Source organism: Haloferax sp. Atlit-109R (genome assembly GCF_003665865.1).
GTDB lineage: Archaea > Halobacteriota > Halobacteria > Halobacteriales > Haloferacaceae > Haloferax > Haloferax volcanii.
The window spans coordinates 310729-327844 of sequence record NZ_QPLO01000001.1; the positions used below are offsets into that span (position 1 = coordinate 310729).

Sequence of the window (17116 nt, forward strand, 5' to 3'; positions counted from 1 at the left end):
GGATTCTCGAGTATCTCCTCGAGCACGGCTGGGGCTCGCCGGAGACGATCCATTGGGAGATCGGCCGCGAGACGACGCTTCACCAGATTCGAGAACGGTGTCGCGTACTGTGCCACGCTGGGCTGGCGTCACCGTTTATCGACGAGCGGAGCGCCGATATGTTCGAGATCACGATCTGGGGACAGTTGTATCTCGAAGGAAAGGTGAATGCAGGATTGATTCGGCCGATTCCGAAGCCGAGACCACCGGATAAGGTTCGACCGAGTTATTGGAGAGGTTCTGTTTGAATTCGAGTCCTTCGGGAGAACAGCCTTCAATAGCAGTTGGTGACAAGAAAGGTTTACTAGAAGTAAACATTGAGCTCGTGAGAGAAGGGATAGTGTCTGTATCACACCTATCAATGTAGAAAGTACTACTTGGTAAATACTTATGAAGATAGAATTAGGAACGGTGCACAATGTCTAATGGTGATGAATCTGATCAAGAATCTCCTATTGACAAGGATAAATTGGGAGCGTATCTCAAAGAGACAGAGCCAGACTTCCAAGCAGGTGGAGACGCGGTTGATTTAGTACACGACCAAATACTTGACCTTAGTGAAAAAATCTGGAGGGGGGCTGCAGAGGACGTTAAGGAAGACGATAGAAAGCGTGTATTAGAACGGGATGTTGAGTCATCCTACCAGAGGCTGATGAAGCCTTACGCTTTAATCAAACGGGCGTCTTCACAACTCAAACAAGCGTACATTGACTTCGAAGATGCGACAGATCTGAAGTGGGACTCTAACGATGGCGAATAATAAGTTCTTATTTAGAGATGGCTATACCCAGACAGAGATGGAAAAAAGGACATCCAAAGACCATTTCACCTGGGGAGAGCCCATTTTGCGAAAGTATGCAGAATCTGGTGGTTTAGATCAGTCAGATTTCCAAAAACTAGGAAAACATAATACAATCGGGCTATTAAAAAGAACTCTGTCAAAAGAGTCGTATGGGGATTTTTTGGAGGAGATATTTGAAAAGCATGGTAAAAAAGGAGATCAATTCAACATCCAACTATACAAACTGTCGGATTATGTTGACGTTGACGTGCTAGATGAGGTCTTAGCCGAAAAGAACGGTGACCAACTGAACAATATTGAGGGATTTAAAACTGAAGAGCCTGTTTGGTTTGAAGACCACAAATTAGAAAATGATGGTGAAACCATCGACATCTTGTTCAAAGTGCGGGGTCAGGACCAGGAGATTCATGCAGACCGATTGGAATTTGTTGACGCTGACACCGAACGTGTGAGCAAGGTTATCCCACGTGATGAATTAGAAGGCAATTTCATACGCGCTTCTGTTGATTATACGCTTGAAGTAAGGGTGTTCCCAAGTGGTGATCTGCTTGCAATCTCTAATTCTAAGGGCGACAAAACGCTCAGAAATAGTGTAATCCAGGCGATTAAGCTCTGGGGTGTTAAAAATGAGTGAAGAACTAAAATTCCGCAGTACTGAGCTCTTGTTCCTTCAATACTTGATGGATGGCTCAAACTACGGTGCAAAGTATGATAGCTTCAGGCTTAGTGACCTGGGTACTGCTGATTTCAAAGGAAACGAAGGTGGAAACATACAAGACTCTGACATCGTACAACAAGCAAACCAGACAGGCCAACTCTGTCATGTCCGGTTCTACACCCATTTTACAGATGATAATGGACATGAAAAGTCAGTACAAATCCAATTATATGGTGATGGTCACCTGAGGACTTCTGTTCCCGTTCCTGTGAGATTCTTCAACGAGATCGTCTCACATGTCGATTCAATTCTCGAGTACAGAATTTACCTAGTCCCAATTACAGAATTGATGGCAAAGTACGTAGACAATAGCTTTGGATTCTTACCTGAGGAACGAATTGAACATATCCAGGATACCCAACTAGCATTCAAAGGCTTGGTGAGCGAATACTTTGATTCTAGTGAGTATGAAGGTGATGAGAGGCATATTTACGAATCAATCGTCGCCAATATTGGTAAAGAGCTGAATACGATTCGAGACCTCTCAAAGAGCAAATATCCAAACCCATCCGGTGTAACTGAGTTCCCGAATCAAGAAAATAAAGTAGGCGACTTCTTCAATGATTATGCGAGATTAGAACAGGGTTCCGAAGGCCACAACTTTGGTACTCTTTCAGCCCATCTCGATCATATACTCACCGCTAAAAACTGGCAATCTCCGGTTGACCTAATCGCCTATGTCGAGAACAAATACCATTTCTGAGGCAGACATAACCCTGCTTGGTGGATTTTTAACCAATGCCTCAGGGTCGACAGATATATCTAAGATTGAATTTTTGGAACCCGACTTCGGAGAATATTCTGGTCCAAATACTTCTAAAAAAGATATACAGCGGTTTAAACGGCTGTTTAGTACAAAAAACAAGAGTGTCTGTGGGAACTGCCGTCAAGTACAATCTGAGTGTACGTGCTCGACTCCCGAGATCTTCCAAACAGCGTTCTATATAAACAAAGACCGTCTGGTGAAGGAATGGCTAGAAGATGTAAAAAAAATAGACGTATTTACTGATGTTGAGAAAGTTGAGAAGAACGGTGATACATATGTCTTCGCATCTACCGACCAGGCAGAAAAAATTCGATTCAGACTGATATTCAACCTCAAGGATCTAAAGGAATATTCGGCGAATAAAACTTCGTTGAACTTCCCCATTGGTTTTGTCACTTCAAGTTATACACTTGACAATGACAGTGTATTCTCTTGGGCAGAGTTTTTGAAAGATGACTTTCCTTCGGATATAAACAGCCTTCTGTCTGGTATATTAGACCCAATTACAAAGAGAATCTGTAGCACCGATAATGCTATTGTAAGTGACAATCTTGACCAAATCATTGAGGACGTGTCGATATATTTCAAAAAGTCTGGATTTGAACCAGAGGATGAACCTGAGAAAATCTGCTCAAACGCTCGCTCGTACATAGATGTTGGGAAAGTTGAACTAGCACTGGAAGACAAGAGCTCAAATTCGATTCTTATGCTGTGCCAGTGTGATCACAAACCCAACACACTCCACATGCACCACTTATCAGGGTCGGAACTACATCAAGTCGGGGAGTATCCACAACCCTCGGACCTGAGGGAGAAACTGGTCAAGAAGATAACCAAGAAAAGAAAAATTATAGAAAATAAACAGTCTATTGGGAAGGCCTCAGCGATTCTGGTTGCGGTATTAGGTATTGTAAACCTTGGGCCAGTAGCGAAGGCAATGGGATTCATCGGTGCTGGCGATCTCATACAATCTGACGCTTTCGCATTTGCTCAGACTATTCTCACTGTACTGCTTGTTGTTGTTGTATTATCTGTGATTCTATATCCATTTCTGCAGGGTATCCTATTCGACTGGGAGCTCCAACCATATTCAGAGTAAAAGTTAGAATGGTTGAATTAACGAATTATCGCCACCGGCTCTCCAAACTCGTCCGATACCGCATCCCCAATACCGACGTATTGCAGCAATTTTTTACTGTCTTCGGTGGATATTCATCTCGAACACCCTCGAGGTTCTCGTAGCTCTCGATCAAGTGGGTGAGCGCCGCGTCGATTACGTCGCTCCGTGGCGGGTCGTCCGACGTGTCTCGAGCCACGATCTCGCTCGCTTTGTCGAAGAGCAGCTGCCGTTCGTCGGTCAACTTCAGGCTAGTTCGCTTGGTCATTTATGAATCACCGTATGCACCGGGGGTCGGTTTGCGTGAATCTGGAGTAACCGAACGTCGATTCTTCTTATACTGGGGGTGACCCATGACCGCGACCGCGCCGGCCACTTGGTCGAATCGGTCTGAATCTATGCACGGTGTCCCCCGTCGACGTCGATGAAGGTGCATACATCGAGGATGCCGTATACATTCACACCTGACCCCATGGGGGCGGGATTGAGAAGGGGTCTGCACGGGGTTACCGGAGTGTCTTGAGTAGTCTCTACTCGTCATGGTCCTCACCTCCATCAGTTGCCGCGAGTTCGGGTGGTGACTCTCTCGAGTAGAAGTGGTTCGCGGCGTACAAGGCGAAGACAACGACGAGAATCGAGAGCACCGGGAGGTACGTCGGAACGGGCTGGTACGCTGGTGTGTTGACCATCTGTCTGCCGTCGAAGTGCGAGTTCATCGGAACATCGAGGGCAGCGCTCGGAACAATCCAGACACCGACCCAAACACCCGTGACGAACATCGTCGAGGCGCTGAGGGTGGTCAGTATCTTTTCTCGGTCTGTGAAGCGGTTGAGTAGAGTCGTCATAGTGAGCACCCGTCTGAAACGGCCTACTGAAACACCTCGTCGAGCTCTGGGATGCCGTCGGAATCGACTGCGCGCACGAGGTACGAGCGCTTCCCAACCCGCTGAATGTGCATCTCTTGGTCATCTGGGACTACTCCATCCTCGTCGAGGACGCCGTCCATCCGTAGTTCGTCCTTGTCGAGCGACACAGTTGGGGTTCCTTCTCTATCGCACAGTTTGCGGAACATTGTACACGGGGCGGGCCACCCGCCTAGATAAAAATGTTCCTGCTGTGGTCCTCCCGTAGCCAAAACCCTGAATGATACGACGTGCCGGGTGGCCGCCATCACCGTATCATGTCCGTAATGGAGTTCGACCCGGAGGACGCCGCGGCGCTCGTCGCGACGTTCATCGGGACGACGGCAATGGCAGGAATCGCATCGTGGTCGCTGTTCGACGTGACGCTCTCGGACGTGGCGTTCCAACTCGCGGGCAACGACGTGACGCTGGCGACGCTCCTCACGTTGGTCGCGCTCGGCGTCACCATCCTCACGAACGACAACGCCGAGCTGTCCAACCTGCACCAGCAGGCGCAGGAGCTCGACAACTACTACTACTACAGCATCGTCGCCTCGGTTGGCCTGTTGGTCGGCTGGGTCTTCTTCGGTGACGTGAGTTCGTTCGTGCAGTCGCAGGACCTCTGGGGCGTCGGCTACGTCGCTGTGAGTCTCACCGCACAGATGGCGATCGGGTGGATGCTATGAACCTCGATCTCGACGACTTCGATCTCGAAACGGTCGCAATCATCGGCGCGGGCGTCGGATCGCTCGACGCTGGTCTGTCGGCCGCGACTGACATCACGCTCCTGTCGGATCTGCTCGGTGGGAGCGTTGAAACTGGCCTTATCGCGGTCGGCGTGGCTGGTGGTGTCGTCATCGCGGACAAGCTCGGCTTCGTTGAGGTGTTCGAGTCGTGAGGCGCGGCAGCGCAACCCTCGCGCTCGTCGGTCTTCTGGTCGCAGCTGTCGCCGCAGTCGCCTTCGTCGGTCTCGGTGCAGCGACTGTGACGACCGACTCAGCGAACTTCACGAGCGTCGGCAACGACTCGCTCGCAAACCAGACCATCGACGTGACGAACGACACGCGGAGTCTCTACGTCGAGTTGGACAACGACACCGCGACTGCTTCCGAACCCGTCGAAGTCGCGGTCTTCGAAGTCGACGCTGACGGTAACGAGACCGAAGTCGACCGCGTGCAGATCTCTGCAGCGGACGGGACAACCGAACTCTACGAGTTCGATGCCCTCGACCCGACGAACGTCTCGACCTACCGCGTCGAAGTGCTCGGGACTGCATCGGCGATTGACTCGTCTGCCCTCGACGTGGGGACGGTCGCGGCAGTCTCGTCCGGCGGCGGCTTCTTCGGTGGCTCCTCCGGTGGTATCGGAATCGGTGCGATTGCAGTCGTCGGAATCGGCGGCTATCTCGCGCTCAAGGAGGACTGACTTCTGATGCTCCGACTTGCATCGACCTATGCCGCCGTTGGTCTCTCGGTGGCCGCCGCCTACCTCGCCGGGGTCCACGGTGAGACGCCGGCCGCCCTCGCGGTCGGACTGGTCGCCGCCGTCTTCGTCGCTCTCCGAGTGTCGATGATGGACTGGCGGCCGCACGTCTCCCTGCTCGACGCCGCCCCTCGCGGGGTCAAGGTCATGGGCAAACAGACGGCCGCCCTCGCGCTCGTCGGGATGCTCATCACGACTTCGACCGTCGCCCCTGTCGGGGCCGCGACCGGAGACCAGTGTTCGACGCTCGACGGGTTTATCTACGATATTCTCAACTTCCAGCCGTTCGATGGGAACGCAGACAACCCGTGTTCGACGCGGTATCAGGTGAACAGCGCCATCGAGGAGATGGAACAGTCCGACGCGAATCAAACGAAGACCGACATCTATAGTGCGGGTACTTCGGTGAAAGCTCAGGAGGAGGTATTCAAATCTACGTATGGGAACTACCTCAACGATTCGCAGTCTGTCGCATGGATGAAGGCCCAAGTTGCTGTCGCTGAAGCGTATGAAAACGGTTCTTCAAAGGCACAAGCGAGAGTAGCCGCGAAAGAAGCGATAGCCGATTACTACGCTACAAGACAGATAAACTTCATCGAGCAATGGAATGTTTCACAGGGACAGATTTGGACGCTCTACCAACAGGCGGAGCAAGAGGATGGAATCTCGACTGGTTCGCTTGGCTACATCACGTTCAACGACCTTAGCGACGCCAACCCAGACCGGTCGTTCCCTGCATCTGTCGAGAGTCAGACCCTGACGCTTGTGAATGGGTCTACCCGTCAGGCCCACTTGTGGCGTGTCGAGAATGGGAACGGTCCTGACGCAAGTGGGACTATCGGCATAACCAACATCGACTACTCAGGCAACCTCGCAGGGGCCTACATCAAGGGTCCAGATGCCAGCTACGACCAGCTTCAGGCCTCCGATTTCTATTATTACTACAATACGTGGCCTCGGTTCCAGACCCTCAACGACAACCTCCAATCTGAGGCAGACAACTTCGTCAATGCCACCTACGACGACTTCGCATCCGGCGAAATCAACGCATCCGACGTTATCAGCGCGAACACGGCAATGTTCGAGTACGGAACAGAGACGGGAGATAACTCGTCGCTCTACTCTTCGACCGCCGCGCTCGCGCTGATGGGCTTCGACACGCCCAACCTCAACTCGTCGGGGCTGATGAACGTTACCTATCAAGGCCAGACGTATCAGGGCCTCGTGCTTGCTCGAAGTGCCCCCGGCGGCGCGTGGACCGCGAACACGACGTACAACACCTCCAACATCACTGGACCGGTGTTCCTCGCCGCTTCCGACGGGAGGAAAATCGACTTCGACGACAACACCGACTTCACAATCAACGGGATGGTCTCGAAGGACGGCACGAAGATTCAGACACAGAACACCACCAAGTACGTCTACCAGACGGCGAACACCTCGGAGTTGCTGGAGATGCAACGTCAACTAACGGAACTCCGTGCCGAAATCGAAGCGCGAGAGGCATCGGTCGGGGGTGGTGGCGGCGGAATCCCGCCGCTCACGACCGAGAACAAGGCCCTCATCGCCCTCGTTGCTGTCGCTGTTATCGTCATTATGCGCGAGTAGCATCGACCACCGACCAACCCATCTTTCGGACACTAATGCGCCGAATCATCCTCACAGTCATCATGCTCATCGCAGTCGTATCGCCCGCACTCGTCGGCACAGCCGCCGCGCAGTCTTCCATGAACGGGACAGCGACCGCCGCACCAAGCACGCCCGAAGCAACTCAGACTATCGAACTCTCTCCGACGACGCGAATCAAATCGTGGTCGTTCTCGAATGGGACGTTCTCGCTCGTCGTCGAGGCTGACATCCCGACACGGATCGCCATCACCGACGCTGGTGAACTCTCTCGGATTCTTTCCGAGGGAGACGGTGCAGCTGCCGGGAAAGCCCGCGTCCGACGCATGACCTTGACCCCCGGAACGACCGTCGTCAAGTTCCGCGCCGAATCGGTCGGCGACGCGTCGGCAATCACCGTCTCTTCGAGCAACGCAGACGGCATCGTTGCTATCCGCTCCGACGCGATCAAGGCTGGAAACCCGCCCGTCGAGTACGGGACAGTCCAGACACTTCTCGCGTCGACGGCGGTCGCCGCGGCCGGTGGGACCTTCCTGTGGGTTCGCAAGAAGCGCGACGAGAAGCAACTGGAGGTTGAGCGGGAATGGTGAACGACTGGGTGAAGCTCGGCGGTGTGGGCGCTGTTCTCGCCTACTTCGGCGGGTATCAATTCCCCGAGTGGGCACCACTCGCCGCGTCGGGTCTCGTCATCGCTGGAATCGGTGCGCTGTTCGCGACGGGGAAGATCAACGATCTCCTCCCCGACCCACCGCGGGTGCGTCTCGTGCAGGTGAACGCGAACAGCGACGACCCGCTGGCGTGCTGGTCTCTGTCTCCGGACAAGTTCGCAGAGATGCAGGTTGAGTGGGGCCCGCTGTATCCACACGAGCAGGCACACGGCGATGTGTACGAGTGCTACGCGTATGATCCGTCCTCGAACGTCGCAGTCGGAACGTGGCGGCGTTCCCTCCCCGGTTCGTCACTCGTGGGGCGACACGACACGGACGACGTTCTCGATGTAGTTGGAGAGCTTCGCGGCGACCTCGAACCGGCGGCGCGGAGAGGACAGGAACTCCGGCAGGCGCTCCCAGCTATCGTGAGGAGAGTGAAGCACGATACGATGGAGGCACAGAACGCTGCGCTCGACCCATCGGCACCGATGATCACCGACCAGCCGACGGTCGACGAGATCATCACGTCCGAACTCCCCGAAGAACTCCGTCCCGGCCGGCTGCAGAACGGTGACCTCCGTGATCTCCTCGAGGCCGCGAGCGACCAGGACGACAATCAGGGTGACTGGGGCGATGGTCTCGGGATGATTCTCGACGACGACCTCCCCAATGATGCGCTTGAGCCCGTCCCCACCGATCCGCTCGTTAACGACGGTGGTCACCGATGAGCGGGCGCAAGCAGGGTGATTCGGCTGTCTATGCCGCGGCACAGGGCCGCGAGTTCCTGCGGGGTGCGCTCCGCGACAAGAGCAACGAGTACATCCGTGAGTTTGCCGGGATGATCGACGATCCTGACGTGCTCGACTTTCTGAATCGCTACTGCTCGATCTACGAGGAGCGCGGCAAGAACTTTCTCGAGACTCACGTCGGTCGGCACGTCGTCCGGTCGGCCGCAACGTCGATGGCTGACCGTGCGTACCGCGAGGGGAACGTCTCACAACTCCAGGGCATGGTCGGACTCACCAACCAGAAGCGGGACGGCTCCGAGGCTATCGTCGAGGCAGCGAAGCGACTCGCCGACGAAGGTGCGATCTACCTCGTTCTCGGTCCGCCGGGCGCTGGGAAGACTGCATTCGCGCTCGACGTGGCGCGCGTCTTCGGTTCTCTCACCGGTGGAACCGTCCTCGCGAACGTCGCGTGGGACGGCGCAGACCGGGTGACGACATCTTCCGGATCGATGCTCGACGCGATGGGTTCGACCGATGGGCAAGTGCTACAGCTCATCGACGAGGCGGGGCAGTCGCTCACGTCTCGCGGAGCTGAGGCAGCGATCACCGACGAGTTCGTGAAATCGCTGAAGTACGTCCGCAAGAAGGAGGACGGCGATACCTACGCGAAACGTGGCTCCGTCCTGCTCATCGGACATACGAGAAAGGACACCGCCGCCGAGATTCGTCGACTCGCGTCGGGCGCGTTCGTCAAACCCACTCGGAACGATCCCGGCCGCGTTGTCTTTCTCGATTCCGAGGGTGGTGCAGACTCGTTTGAGGAAGCCGCCGAGTTCACCGGCGTCACGGATACGCGTGAGAAGTACGATGAACACGAAGCGTCTCACTTCTCGGTGACGCTCGACGACGACGGTGACGACCAGGACGACTCGCCAGACCCGAACCAGATCCGATGGGAGTCTGCCGTGGCGACCGTGATCAAAGCGTGCAAGCCGTGGGATGAAGAAAACGGGATGAGCTATCCTGACGCGGCCGAACTCGTCAGCTTCGGAGATTCATGGGTTGGGAATCGCGTCCGCGAGTGGAAACGTGGCGATCATCGAGATATCGTAAGCAGTCCGGAGAGTGATTTCGAGTGACGGCGGTAACTTACAGCAGTCGCCACCACCATCGACCCCCCGGACGGCGTATAATTACTTATCTACTGATGCGCCGCTGGCTGCCCCCGGTGGTGGTCCGGTCCCGACCGAACCGGGATTTTCGACGAAAGTCGTGTGTCGAGTGCCGAATCGAGGCGGTGGGTCAAACAAAATGAATCGCTCGCGGAAGGCAGCACGCTACGGTCGGCTCGCCGAAGAAGCGGCGCGGCGAATCTATGACCTCGACGCCGACCACGCGAGTTGGCACGACGCCCGCACGTCGGACGGTAGGCCCGTCGAGACGAAGGCGGCGATGCTGAACCGTGCAGATGGAACAGAGGGACGGTTTCGGATTTTCGAGGACTACCACGCGAAACTGGTGCAGCACGATGGTCTGTACGTCTTCATCCCCTATCTCGCTCGTGGCCGCGGAATACAGGTCGTTGACGCTCGTTCAGTAGAGGCGTCTAAACTACGGCTCAACTTCTACGGCGCTGGTGGACACCGAGAGTCACAACAAGTAAAAATCCATCCGCATCGCGTCTTCTCCTGAAATTCGCCTGTTGAAATATCAAAGCGAAGATACCTTTAATGTTGATTGGTGCGTGGGTTGTGACCATGGAATTAATCGGAGTTGAGATTCGTGGATTCCGTCGATTTGGTGATCCGGTCAATGTTCGCCTTCTTGAGGGTGTTATTGCAATTGTTGGTCAAAATGAGGCAGGGAAGACTTCATTCTTGGAAGCTTTAGAGGAGCTAAATAGTCAGGATGAGGTTGCGAAGCGTGACCGGACTCGTCGAATTGATACCGAGACTGAGGTCAAAGTGAGATTTGAGCTAGATGAAGATGACTGGGCAGACTTGCAACCTATTGACGGCGCTGAGGATATTGAGCAATGTACTCTATCCAAGAAGGAAAGAGGCGAAATTGTTGTCAATCTTGAGCCTGCACCGAGTCACGATCTCGAGCCTCGAAAAAATGTGCGCTCCAGAATGAAGGAGTTCACCGAATCTGACATTTTCTCTGACAAAATAGGTGGGAGAATGAAGTCTGAGATACAGAGTCTGGTGGATATACTAGACTCGGATGAGGATTACTTGGAATCAGACATTCTCGCTTTGATGAAGGGTCCAATAACCCATCTTGAAAGTTTGGCTCAGAAATCTGATACTGAGGAATATGATGTCAAAATGGTGTCTGATCTCAAAGAAGATATGGAGCGTTTGATTGAACATGAGGAGCAGTCCTCCCCAGAGAAAGCAAGAAGAATATTGCGTCAACGCCGTCCTGGTTTCATCAGATTTGATGAGGAGTGCCGAGATTTGAAACCGATTTATGATTTGAAAGAGGAGGTACCAGGCCCACCAAAAGCTCTAGACAATTTAGCGGAGTTAGCAGATTTAGATCTAGAAACTCTTCGAGATGCGGTTATCGAAGAAAACATTGCCTTTAGAGACGACCTACTTGAATCGGCTAACGACGCACTTAATAGCAAATTCTCGGAGGCTTGGGTTCGGAGCGACGTTGTTCCAGTTTTGAGCGTCGATGGAACTGTACTGCATGTCAATGTCCGGACGCCTGATGACAGGAACCGAGCACCAATTGACCAGCGAAGTGAGGGTTTGCGCTGGTTCATAGCACTTGTCTCTTTCTTGAACCAGAAGGGGGCCACACAACCAGTTCTGCTAGTAGATGAGGCAGAGAGCCATCTCAGCTATGATGCTCAAGCTGAATTAATTGAAGTCCTCGAGACGCAGGATATTGCTCAAAAAGTGATATATACTACTCACTCCGCTGGTTGTTTACCTTCAGATTTAGGTAGGGGAATTCGACCAGTCATCACTCAAGAAGGAGAAAGAAGTGATATTAGGAATGGATTTTGGATGGATGGTCCAGGATTTAAGCCGATTATGGGGGCAATGGGATTAGGTCCTCTCGCGTTTTCTATGACTCGAAACGCATTGATAGCAGAAGGTCCGAGCGAGACGATACTTCTTCCCACCTTGATTCGGCAAGCCACCGGAAAGTCTGAGCTCCAATATCAGGTAGCGCCTGGAGCATCAAATGTAGGTGGCGCGGGACTTCCAGAATTGCTGTCGGAGACTGGTCGGTCAGTAATCCTGCTTGATGGTGATGATGCCGGAGTAAAATCAAAGAAGACGCTTACTGACACAGGAGCTGATCCTGAGAAAGTAAGGACCTACAGAGATTTTGGAGGCGAACCGCTTGTATTTGAGGATCTTATCGACCCTGGGATCTATACAGAAGCAGTGAATGAGGAACTTAATACTTGGCAGAACCCCGACTCTGACCTAGTTTCTAGCGATCTACCAGATATGAATCGGGTTGGGGCTGTTGAACAGTGGTGTAACGACCAAGGTTTGGATAGTCCGGTTAAAACAAATGTTTGCCAGCGATTGGCTGAGAAAGCATCTCAAGGAGAACAAGTAGTGGATTCCGACAAGACGCAAGTTCTCATAGAATTGAATGATTGGGCGGAAGAACACTTCGTTCTTTTCACAAATTGAAGAACAATATTCAAATATACAAAACCAAATTTTTCGCGCGCCTCGTGGAACCGGCGCGTCCGCGGTTCTGCGTGCGTAGCTGTGCGGTGTATTTTGGTCAGGTGGCGTTAGCCACACATGCTAAGCGATGCGCGGCCACCCCCCGGCCGCCGAGTCTCGGCGAAGGCTACGAAGTCGAGAAGCAACGAGTGAATCTTTCGAAGGAATGTGTCTCGAAAGCAGTTGTCGACAACTGATTCCGGTCTCAAAAGGTCGAAAATAAGATTCGTTGGTAGTGATGCCTCTCGCTGGACCACGCGCTACGTGTCGTCGCGGTCCCCCGTGGGCTGTGGAAGGCCCGCTTTCCACGCTTCCCAATCCACGCTCTCGACCTTCTCCCGAACCGAGCGTACGTCGAGATTGGTGATATTGCCCGTGGTGAGCTGAAGGTCGGAAAGGATCGTCGTGTGCTCACCTCCGAGGTGGTCGTGGTAGGTCACGGTCACTCGGCGCAGCGATGTCCACCGGTCGCGGGCCGCACGCTTGATGTCGCGGAGCATGTCTGTCCGGTCCTCCCAGTCGGTCGGTCGATACTCGACGTGTATCTCGTCGCGTCGCCGGTCATGCTCGACGACGCGGGCAGCGTACCGGTTCTTCATCTCGGACCACTCCGACCGACGACGGCCCGCAGCCGCGTCAGCGGCGGTCATCACGGCGTCTTCCATCGCGGTCTCGAAGTTCTCCGCAGCGGCTCGGACACGAGAGAGAAGCATGTTTTGCATGTGCTTACTCCCGATTTCGAGTTTCCCCGCAGCGTCGGCCACGATGTCTTCGCACCTGTTGACGTATCGCCGGACGGTGCGGTAGCTCCAGCCGGTTCGCTCGGCGAGTTCTTTGCGCGTCGGTTTACCACCGTCTTCGATGAGACTGCGAGTGAAGTCCCGGTCAGATGTCCTCATATCGCCCCAAATTCGCATCACGACGTGTTCCTGCTCGTCCTCGATTTCCGGCAGCGGACAGTCAACGAGACGGCGAGAGCGGCGCGTCTCGCTCTCCGCGTCGAAGTGTACGTCTGACTCAAACACCTCGTCGTCGGCGCGAGTGGTGAGTCCTGCCCAACTGAGGTAGTTCAGTAGCGTCTCGTCGAGTTCACGCAGCGCGTCGTCGAGGTCAGACCAGTAGACCGTCTCGTCGGTGATGCTGGTCTGAAGTGAGACTTCGACTTTCGGATTGTAGAGCGGGTGGTCCTCGTCGAACTGCTCGGGATTCAGCGGGTAGTAGTGTTTGGCCTCCTTCCCGAGTCGGTGGCCCCTGATAATGTCGCCAGCGCGTTCGTCGGTGATGTGTGTCGAGACGTAGTAGCCGGGGATTTTTCGGTGGTCCTCTTTGTGCATCCGGTAGCCCGACATACCGCTGGTCATCACCGAGTGAGTTCGGGCGATTGGTCCATCCGGGGCGTAGATAGCTCCCGAGTGTTCACGCGAGAGGCGGACGTAGACGGCGAGGTCCTGAACGTTGCTCATCTCGTGTGGCGTCTGGAAGTATCGACGACTCACACCGAAGGCTTCCATCGCGGTCTGAACGAGGTCGTGGTAGAGGTGGTGGTCGATGTTCGACGCCTGAATCTGCACGTCTATGTAGGGGCCTCCAAGATTCGGGATTCCTCGGACGGGCTTCCCGTCCTTGGTCATGTCCGGCCACCGAGGGCGAATCGTCATCGTGCCGCCCGTCGTCCGGGCAGACTGGTCGGCGGGCTCGTCGTCGTAGAGCGAATCATCCGCGACGAAGTAGATACGGAACAACGGGACCGTCTGAAGCTGGTAGTCCTCGTGGTCGCGAGGGTCGATGGGTTGCACGTCATAGTCGTAGGCGAGGTGCCACGTCTGGTTCCGCCAACTGACTTTTCGAGTAGGCTTCCCGGTGGTCTGCCAGCCGTCGTAATCCTTCCTGACGCTATCGAGCGCGAAGTACGGCTTCAGTCCGTACTCGTCAAAAATCAGATGAACGTCGCCCTCGTGCGGCTGCGGGTCGATGAACGGGGCGACCGTCATCGGTGGCCTCCATCGACGTGAGCGGGTTCGGTCACCGCTGGTCACCTCTCACGAGGTCGTGGCCGCAGTAGTCACAGCGGAACAGCGTCTTCGATTCGTGACCGCAGGCAGGACATTCGACAGTCACGAAGCGTCACCTCCGATCGACCGACGAACGTCCTCGTCAGTCGCATCGAACGCGGGATGACGAACGACTGCCCGACTCTCGACGTTGTAGAGCGTCGAGGCACGGACGAAGGTCGTTGGCATCACTTCGACCACCCTTCAGGGGAACCGCCGTGCCGACCGCCCGCGTGCTGTGGGTCTGGAACCGAGACAGAGAGACCAGCGGCCGACCCGCTCTGCAGACGAATGAGCGTGTCACACTCGCGGCAGCGGTGAACGTGGTTGTTAGAATCGCCGTAGACCCGACGGAAATCGCGGGTGACGTGTGACCCGCAGTGCCGACAGCTACTCGCGTCGCTCTGGGACTCGAGTAGCATCATGCCGACCACCTCAAACGGCCGTCAGAACCGGCAAGAACGGCCGATTCAGCCTTAATGGGTATGGGACCGCCCGGATTTGAACCGGGGTCACGGGCACCCAAGGCCCGAAGTATACCAGGCTAACCCACGGTCCCGCACATACGACTCTCCCCGTCGCGGAGTAAAGGGTTTCGTTCCGCCCCGTCAGGTCAGGGGGAAGAAGTACGCGACGCCGATAGTCGTCACCACGCCGAGAAGCAACTGGAGCGGGCCGCCGACGCGGATGTAGTCCGTGAACTTGTAGCCGCCGGGACCGTAGACGAACAGGTTCGTCTGGTAGCCGACGGGGGTCATAAAGGCCGTCGACGCCGCGAACATGACCGCGAGGACGAACGAGAACGGGTCGGCGCCGAGCGTCGCCGCGGCCTCGATGGCGACCGGAATCATGAGCACGACGCTCGCGTTGTTCGAGATGACGTTCGTCAGGAGCGCCGTCACGAAGTAGAACACGCCGAGGACGGCGATAAGGGGGAGGTAGTCGCCGGTCATCACGACCAGTTCCGCGAGGAGGCCGGCGGCCCCGGAGTTCTCCATTGCGATGCCGAGCGGGATGACGCCCGCGAGCAGGAAGATAACGTCCCACTGGACGGCGTCGTACAGTTCGGTCGGCCGGAGACATTTCGTGGCGACCATGGCGAGCGCGCCGAGGAGCGCGGCGACGACGATGGGCAGGAAGCCGAGCGCGGCGAGCGCGACGACGCCGGCGACGATGCCGACGGCGACGGGAATCTTCGACTCGCGGTAGTCGTGGCGCTCGATTTCCTGGGCGACGATGAAGTTGCGGTTGTTGTCGAGGCGCTCGATGCTCTCGACGGTCGCCTGCACGAGCAGCGTGTCGCCGACGCGGAGCGGGAGGTTGTCCATCCGTCGGCGGATGAGTTCGCCGCCCCGGCGGAGCGCGAGCACGGTCGCGTCGTACCGCTGTCTGAAACTCGCCGAGGCGAGCGACTCTCCGACCAGCGCGGACCCCGGCGCGACGACGACTTCGACGAGGTTCTGGCCGCGGTCGGCGAGTTCGAGTTCGTCCTCGGTGACGGTCGCCGGCACGAGGTCGAGGCCCTCCACGTCGAGCAGTTCGACGAGCGTGTTGCGGTCGGTTCGGAGGGTGAACACGTCGCCCGGCTGAATCTCCTTCGGGCCGAGCGGTTCGAGGAAGACGCTCTCGCCGCGGATGAGTTGGAGGAGGTCGACGTCGAACTCCGTCTCGACGAGCGCCCGCTGGACCTGCTGGCCCACGAGCGGGGAGTCCTCGCGGACGACGACCTCGGTCAGATACTCCGCCATCTCGAACTCCTCGGTGAGGTCGCGTCGGGGTTCGATTCGCTCCGGGGTGAGCCGACGGCCGATTGTCATGAGGTAGACGACGCCGACGGCCATCACCACCGCGCCGAGCGCGGTGAACTCGAACATCGAGAAGGGCGCTTCGCCCGTGATGCGCGAGTAGACGTCGCTGGCGAGGATGTTGGTCGACGTACCGATGAGCGTCAGCATGCCGCCGAACATCGACGCGTACGACAGCGGCAAGAGGAGCTTCGACGGCGAGGTTCGCCCGCGCTCCGCGAGGTCGGTCACCATCGGGAGCAGGATGGCGACCGCGGCGGTGTTGTTGATAAAGCCGGAGATGGGACCGACGACGCCGACGGTCGCGCCGAGCTGTCGGAGTTCGCTGTCGCCGGTGAACGTCGATATCTTCGCGCCCAGAAGCTGGATGATGCCGGTCCGCTGGACGCCCTCGCTGAGGATGAACATCGCGAGGACGGTCAGCGTCGCCGTGTTGGCGAACCCCGAGAGCGCGTCGCCGGGGTAGGACTCGAACAGGACGATTGGCGCGCCGAGCATCCCGGCCGAGGCGAGCGCCTCGGAGGCCGGCTGAATCAGCATCAGCGACACCATCACGCCGATGGCCGTCACGTCGACCGGGACGGGTTCGGTCGCGAAGAACGCCAGCGCGACGAGGATGACGGCGAAGACGACGAGGATGTCCGGCGTTATCGCTACCACGCGGTCACCGACGCGTCGGCGGCCAAAAAGCGTGCGGGATTCGGACTGTCCCTCGGCCGAGCG

General features: G+C 56.1%; 18 protein-coding genes and 1 tRNA gene. 13 read left to right on the forward strand and 6 right to left on the reverse strand.

Annotation, left to right across the window (positions count from 1 at the left end; translation table 11 throughout):
• The first annotated feature begins 457 nt into the window (after window positions 1-457).
• From DVK03_RS19630 to DVK03_RS19645, 4 genes are read left to right on the forward strand one after another with little or no spacing between them, the layout of a single operon-like run.
• The gene (locus DVK03_RS19630; RefSeq protein WP_147301734.1) at window positions 458-799 is read left to right on the forward strand and encodes a hypothetical protein; all 342 of its coding nucleotides are present in this window, start codon (window positions 458-460) and stop codon (window positions 797-799) included.
• On the forward strand, window positions 789-1475 hold the full coding sequence (locus tag DVK03_RS19635) for a hypothetical protein (RefSeq protein WP_147301735.1): 687 nt from the start codon (window positions 789-791) through the stop codon (window positions 1473-1475). The genes DVK03_RS19630 and DVK03_RS19635 overlap by 11 nt, the downstream gene beginning before the upstream one ends.
• The gene (locus DVK03_RS19640) at window positions 1468-2262 is read left to right on the forward strand and encodes a hypothetical protein (protein ID WP_147301736.1); all 795 of its coding nucleotides are present in this window, start codon (window positions 1468-1470) and stop codon (window positions 2260-2262) included. The genes DVK03_RS19635 and DVK03_RS19640 overlap by 8 nt, the downstream gene beginning before the upstream one ends.
• Entirely contained in the window at window positions 2237-3424 is a 1188-nt protein-coding gene (locus DVK03_RS19645) for a hypothetical protein (protein WP_147301737.1), read from the forward strand. Before DVK03_RS19640 ends, DVK03_RS19645 begins: the two co-directional genes overlap by 26 nt.
• A gap of 25 nt (window positions 3425-3449) precedes the next feature.
• Here the strand turns inward: DVK03_RS19645 and DVK03_RS20500 are convergent, their stop codons facing one another.
• The 3 genes from DVK03_RS20500 to DVK03_RS01660 form a co-directional block, all read right to left on the reverse strand.
• Entirely contained in the window at window positions 3450-3710 is a 261-nt protein-coding gene (locus DVK03_RS20500; protein WP_115802077.1) for a hypothetical protein, read from the reverse strand.
• A 262-nt stretch (window positions 3711-3972) separates the two neighbouring features.
• Window positions 3973-4287, reverse strand: a complete 315-nt coding sequence (locus tag DVK03_RS01655; protein WP_115802078.1) for a hypothetical protein — start codon at window positions 4285-4287, stop codon at window positions 3973-3975.
• Window positions 4288-4310: 23 nt separating this feature from the next.
• The gene (locus DVK03_RS01660; RefSeq protein ID WP_042664053.1) at window positions 4311-4514 is read right to left on the reverse strand and encodes a hypothetical protein; all 204 of its coding nucleotides are present in this window, start codon (window positions 4512-4514) and stop codon (window positions 4311-4313) included.
• 117 nt (window positions 4515-4631) lie between these two features.
• Here DVK03_RS01660 and DVK03_RS01665 point away from each other — a divergent pair, with 117 nt between their 5' ends.
• From DVK03_RS01665 to DVK03_RS01705, 9 genes are all read left to right on the forward strand, one after another.
• A complete protein-coding gene (locus DVK03_RS01665) occupies window positions 4632-5030 on the forward strand; it encodes a hypothetical protein (protein WP_008576937.1) in 399 nt (132 codons plus the stop codon).
• Window positions 5027-5242 (forward strand): hypothetical protein, encoded by a 216-nt coding sequence (locus tag DVK03_RS01670; RefSeq protein ID WP_115802079.1) that lies wholly within the window; start codon window positions 5027-5029, stop codon window positions 5240-5242. The genes DVK03_RS01665 and DVK03_RS01670 overlap by 4 nt, the downstream gene beginning before the upstream one ends.
• Window positions 5239-5769 (forward strand): hypothetical protein, encoded by a 531-nt coding sequence (locus DVK03_RS01675; protein ID WP_115802080.1) that lies wholly within the window; start codon window positions 5239-5241, stop codon window positions 5767-5769. Before DVK03_RS01670 ends, DVK03_RS01675 begins: the two co-directional genes overlap by 4 nt.
• A gap of 6 nt (window positions 5770-5775) precedes the next feature.
• Complete coding sequence (locus DVK03_RS01680) at window positions 5776-7434, forward strand: hypothetical protein (RefSeq protein WP_115802081.1); 1659 nt, start codon at window positions 5776-5778, stop codon at window positions 7432-7434.
• Window positions 7435-7496: 62 nt separating this feature from the next.
• The gene (locus tag DVK03_RS01685) at window positions 7497-8042 is read left to right on the forward strand and encodes a hypothetical protein (protein WP_229722526.1); all 546 of its coding nucleotides are present in this window, start codon (window positions 7497-7499) and stop codon (window positions 8040-8042) included.
• The gene (locus tag DVK03_RS01690; protein WP_115802083.1) at window positions 8036-8830 is read left to right on the forward strand and encodes a hypothetical protein; all 795 of its coding nucleotides are present in this window, start codon (window positions 8036-8038) and stop codon (window positions 8828-8830) included. The genes DVK03_RS01685 and DVK03_RS01690 overlap by 7 nt, the downstream gene beginning before the upstream one ends.
• Window positions 8827-9969, forward strand: a complete 1143-nt coding sequence (locus DVK03_RS01695) for an ATP-binding protein (protein ID WP_115802084.1) — start codon at window positions 8827-8829, stop codon at window positions 9967-9969. The genes DVK03_RS01690 and DVK03_RS01695 overlap by 4 nt, the downstream gene beginning before the upstream one ends.
• A 172-nt stretch (window positions 9970-10141) precedes the next feature.
• Window positions 10142-10522: a hypothetical protein gene (locus tag DVK03_RS01700; RefSeq protein ID WP_115802085.1), complete on the forward strand. Its 381-nt coding sequence runs from the start codon at window positions 10142-10144 to the stop codon at window positions 10520-10522.
• A 65-nt stretch (window positions 10523-10587) separates the two neighbouring features.
• Window positions 10588-12498 carry an AAA family ATPase gene (locus DVK03_RS01705; protein WP_158543180.1) on the forward strand — a complete coding sequence of 637 codons (1911 nt, stop codon included), beginning with the start codon at window positions 10588-10590 and terminating at the stop codon, window positions 12496-12498.
• 299 nt (window positions 12499-12797) lie between these two features.
• On the opposite strand, the gene DVK03_RS01710 is transcribed toward DVK03_RS01705, so the two are convergent.
• From DVK03_RS01710 to DVK03_RS01725, 3 genes are all read right to left on the reverse strand, one after another.
• On the reverse strand, window positions 12798-14168 hold the full coding sequence (locus tag DVK03_RS01710; protein WP_233521743.1) for a winged helix-turn-helix domain-containing protein: 1371 nt from the start codon (window positions 14166-14168) through the stop codon (window positions 12798-12800).
• A gap of 906 nt (window positions 14169-15074) precedes the next feature.
• A tRNA-Pro gene (locus DVK03_RS01720) sits at window positions 15075-15147 on the reverse strand.
• Between the two features lie 49 nt (window positions 15148-15196).
• Window positions 15197-17053, reverse strand: a complete 1857-nt coding sequence (locus DVK03_RS01725; RefSeq protein WP_115802089.1) for an SLC13 family permease — start codon at window positions 17051-17053, stop codon at window positions 15197-15199.
• Window positions 17054-17116 lie beyond the last annotated feature (63 nt).

Bases quoted from the DNA above. Each gene is read 5' to 3' on its own strand.
- DVK03_RS19640 (WP_147301736.1), top strand. From the start codon at position 1,468: ATGAGTGAAGAACTAAAATTCCGCAGTACTGAGCTCTTGTTCCTTCAA.
- DVK03_RS19645 (WP_147301737.1), top strand. From the start codon at position 2,237: ATGTCGAGAACAAATACCATTTCTGAGGCAGACATAACCCTGCTTGGT.
- DVK03_RS01710 (WP_233521743.1), bottom strand. From the start codon at position 14,168: ATGACCAAGGACGGGAAGCCCGTCCGAGGAATCCCGAATCTTGGAGGC.
- DVK03_RS19630 (WP_147301734.1), top strand. From the start codon at position 458: ATGTCTAATGGTGATGAATCTGATCAAGAATCTCCTATTGACAAGGAT.
- DVK03_RS01670 (WP_115802079.1), top strand. From the start codon at position 5,027: ATGAACCTCGATCTCGACGACTTCGATCTCGAAACGGTCGCAATCATC.
- DVK03_RS01665 (WP_008576937.1), top strand. From the start codon at position 4,632: ATGGAGTTCGACCCGGAGGACGCCGCGGCGCTCGTCGCGACGTTCATC.
- DVK03_RS01685 (WP_229722526.1), top strand. From the start codon at position 7,497: ATGCTCATCGCAGTCGTATCGCCCGCACTCGTCGGCACAGCCGCCGCG.
- DVK03_RS20500 (WP_115802077.1), bottom strand. From the start codon at position 3,710: ATGACCAAGCGAACTAGCCTGAAGTTGACCGACGAACGGCAGCTGCTC.
- DVK03_RS01690 (WP_115802083.1), top strand. From the start codon at position 8,036: ATGGTGAACGACTGGGTGAAGCTCGGCGGTGTGGGCGCTGTTCTCGCC.
- DVK03_RS01655 (WP_115802078.1), bottom strand. From the start codon at position 4,287: ATGACGACTCTACTCAACCGCTTCACAGACCGAGAAAAGATACTGACC.
- DVK03_RS19635 (WP_147301735.1), top strand. From the start codon at position 789: ATGGCGAATAATAAGTTCTTATTTAGAGATGGCTATACCCAGACAGAG.
- DVK03_RS01705 (WP_158543180.1), top strand. From the start codon at position 10,588: ATGGAATTAATCGGAGTTGAGATTCGTGGATTCCGTCGATTTGGTGAT.
- DVK03_RS01680 (WP_115802081.1), top strand. From the start codon at position 5,776: ATGCTCCGACTTGCATCGACCTATGCCGCCGTTGGTCTCTCGGTGGCC.
- DVK03_RS01700 (WP_115802085.1), top strand. From the start codon at position 10,142: ATGAATCGCTCGCGGAAGGCAGCACGCTACGGTCGGCTCGCCGAAGAA.
- DVK03_RS01695 (WP_115802084.1), top strand. From the start codon at position 8,827: ATGAGCGGGCGCAAGCAGGGTGATTCGGCTGTCTATGCCGCGGCACAG.
- DVK03_RS01660 (WP_042664053.1), bottom strand. From the start codon at position 4,514: ATGTTCCGCAAACTGTGCGATAGAGAAGGAACCCCAACTGTGTCGCTC.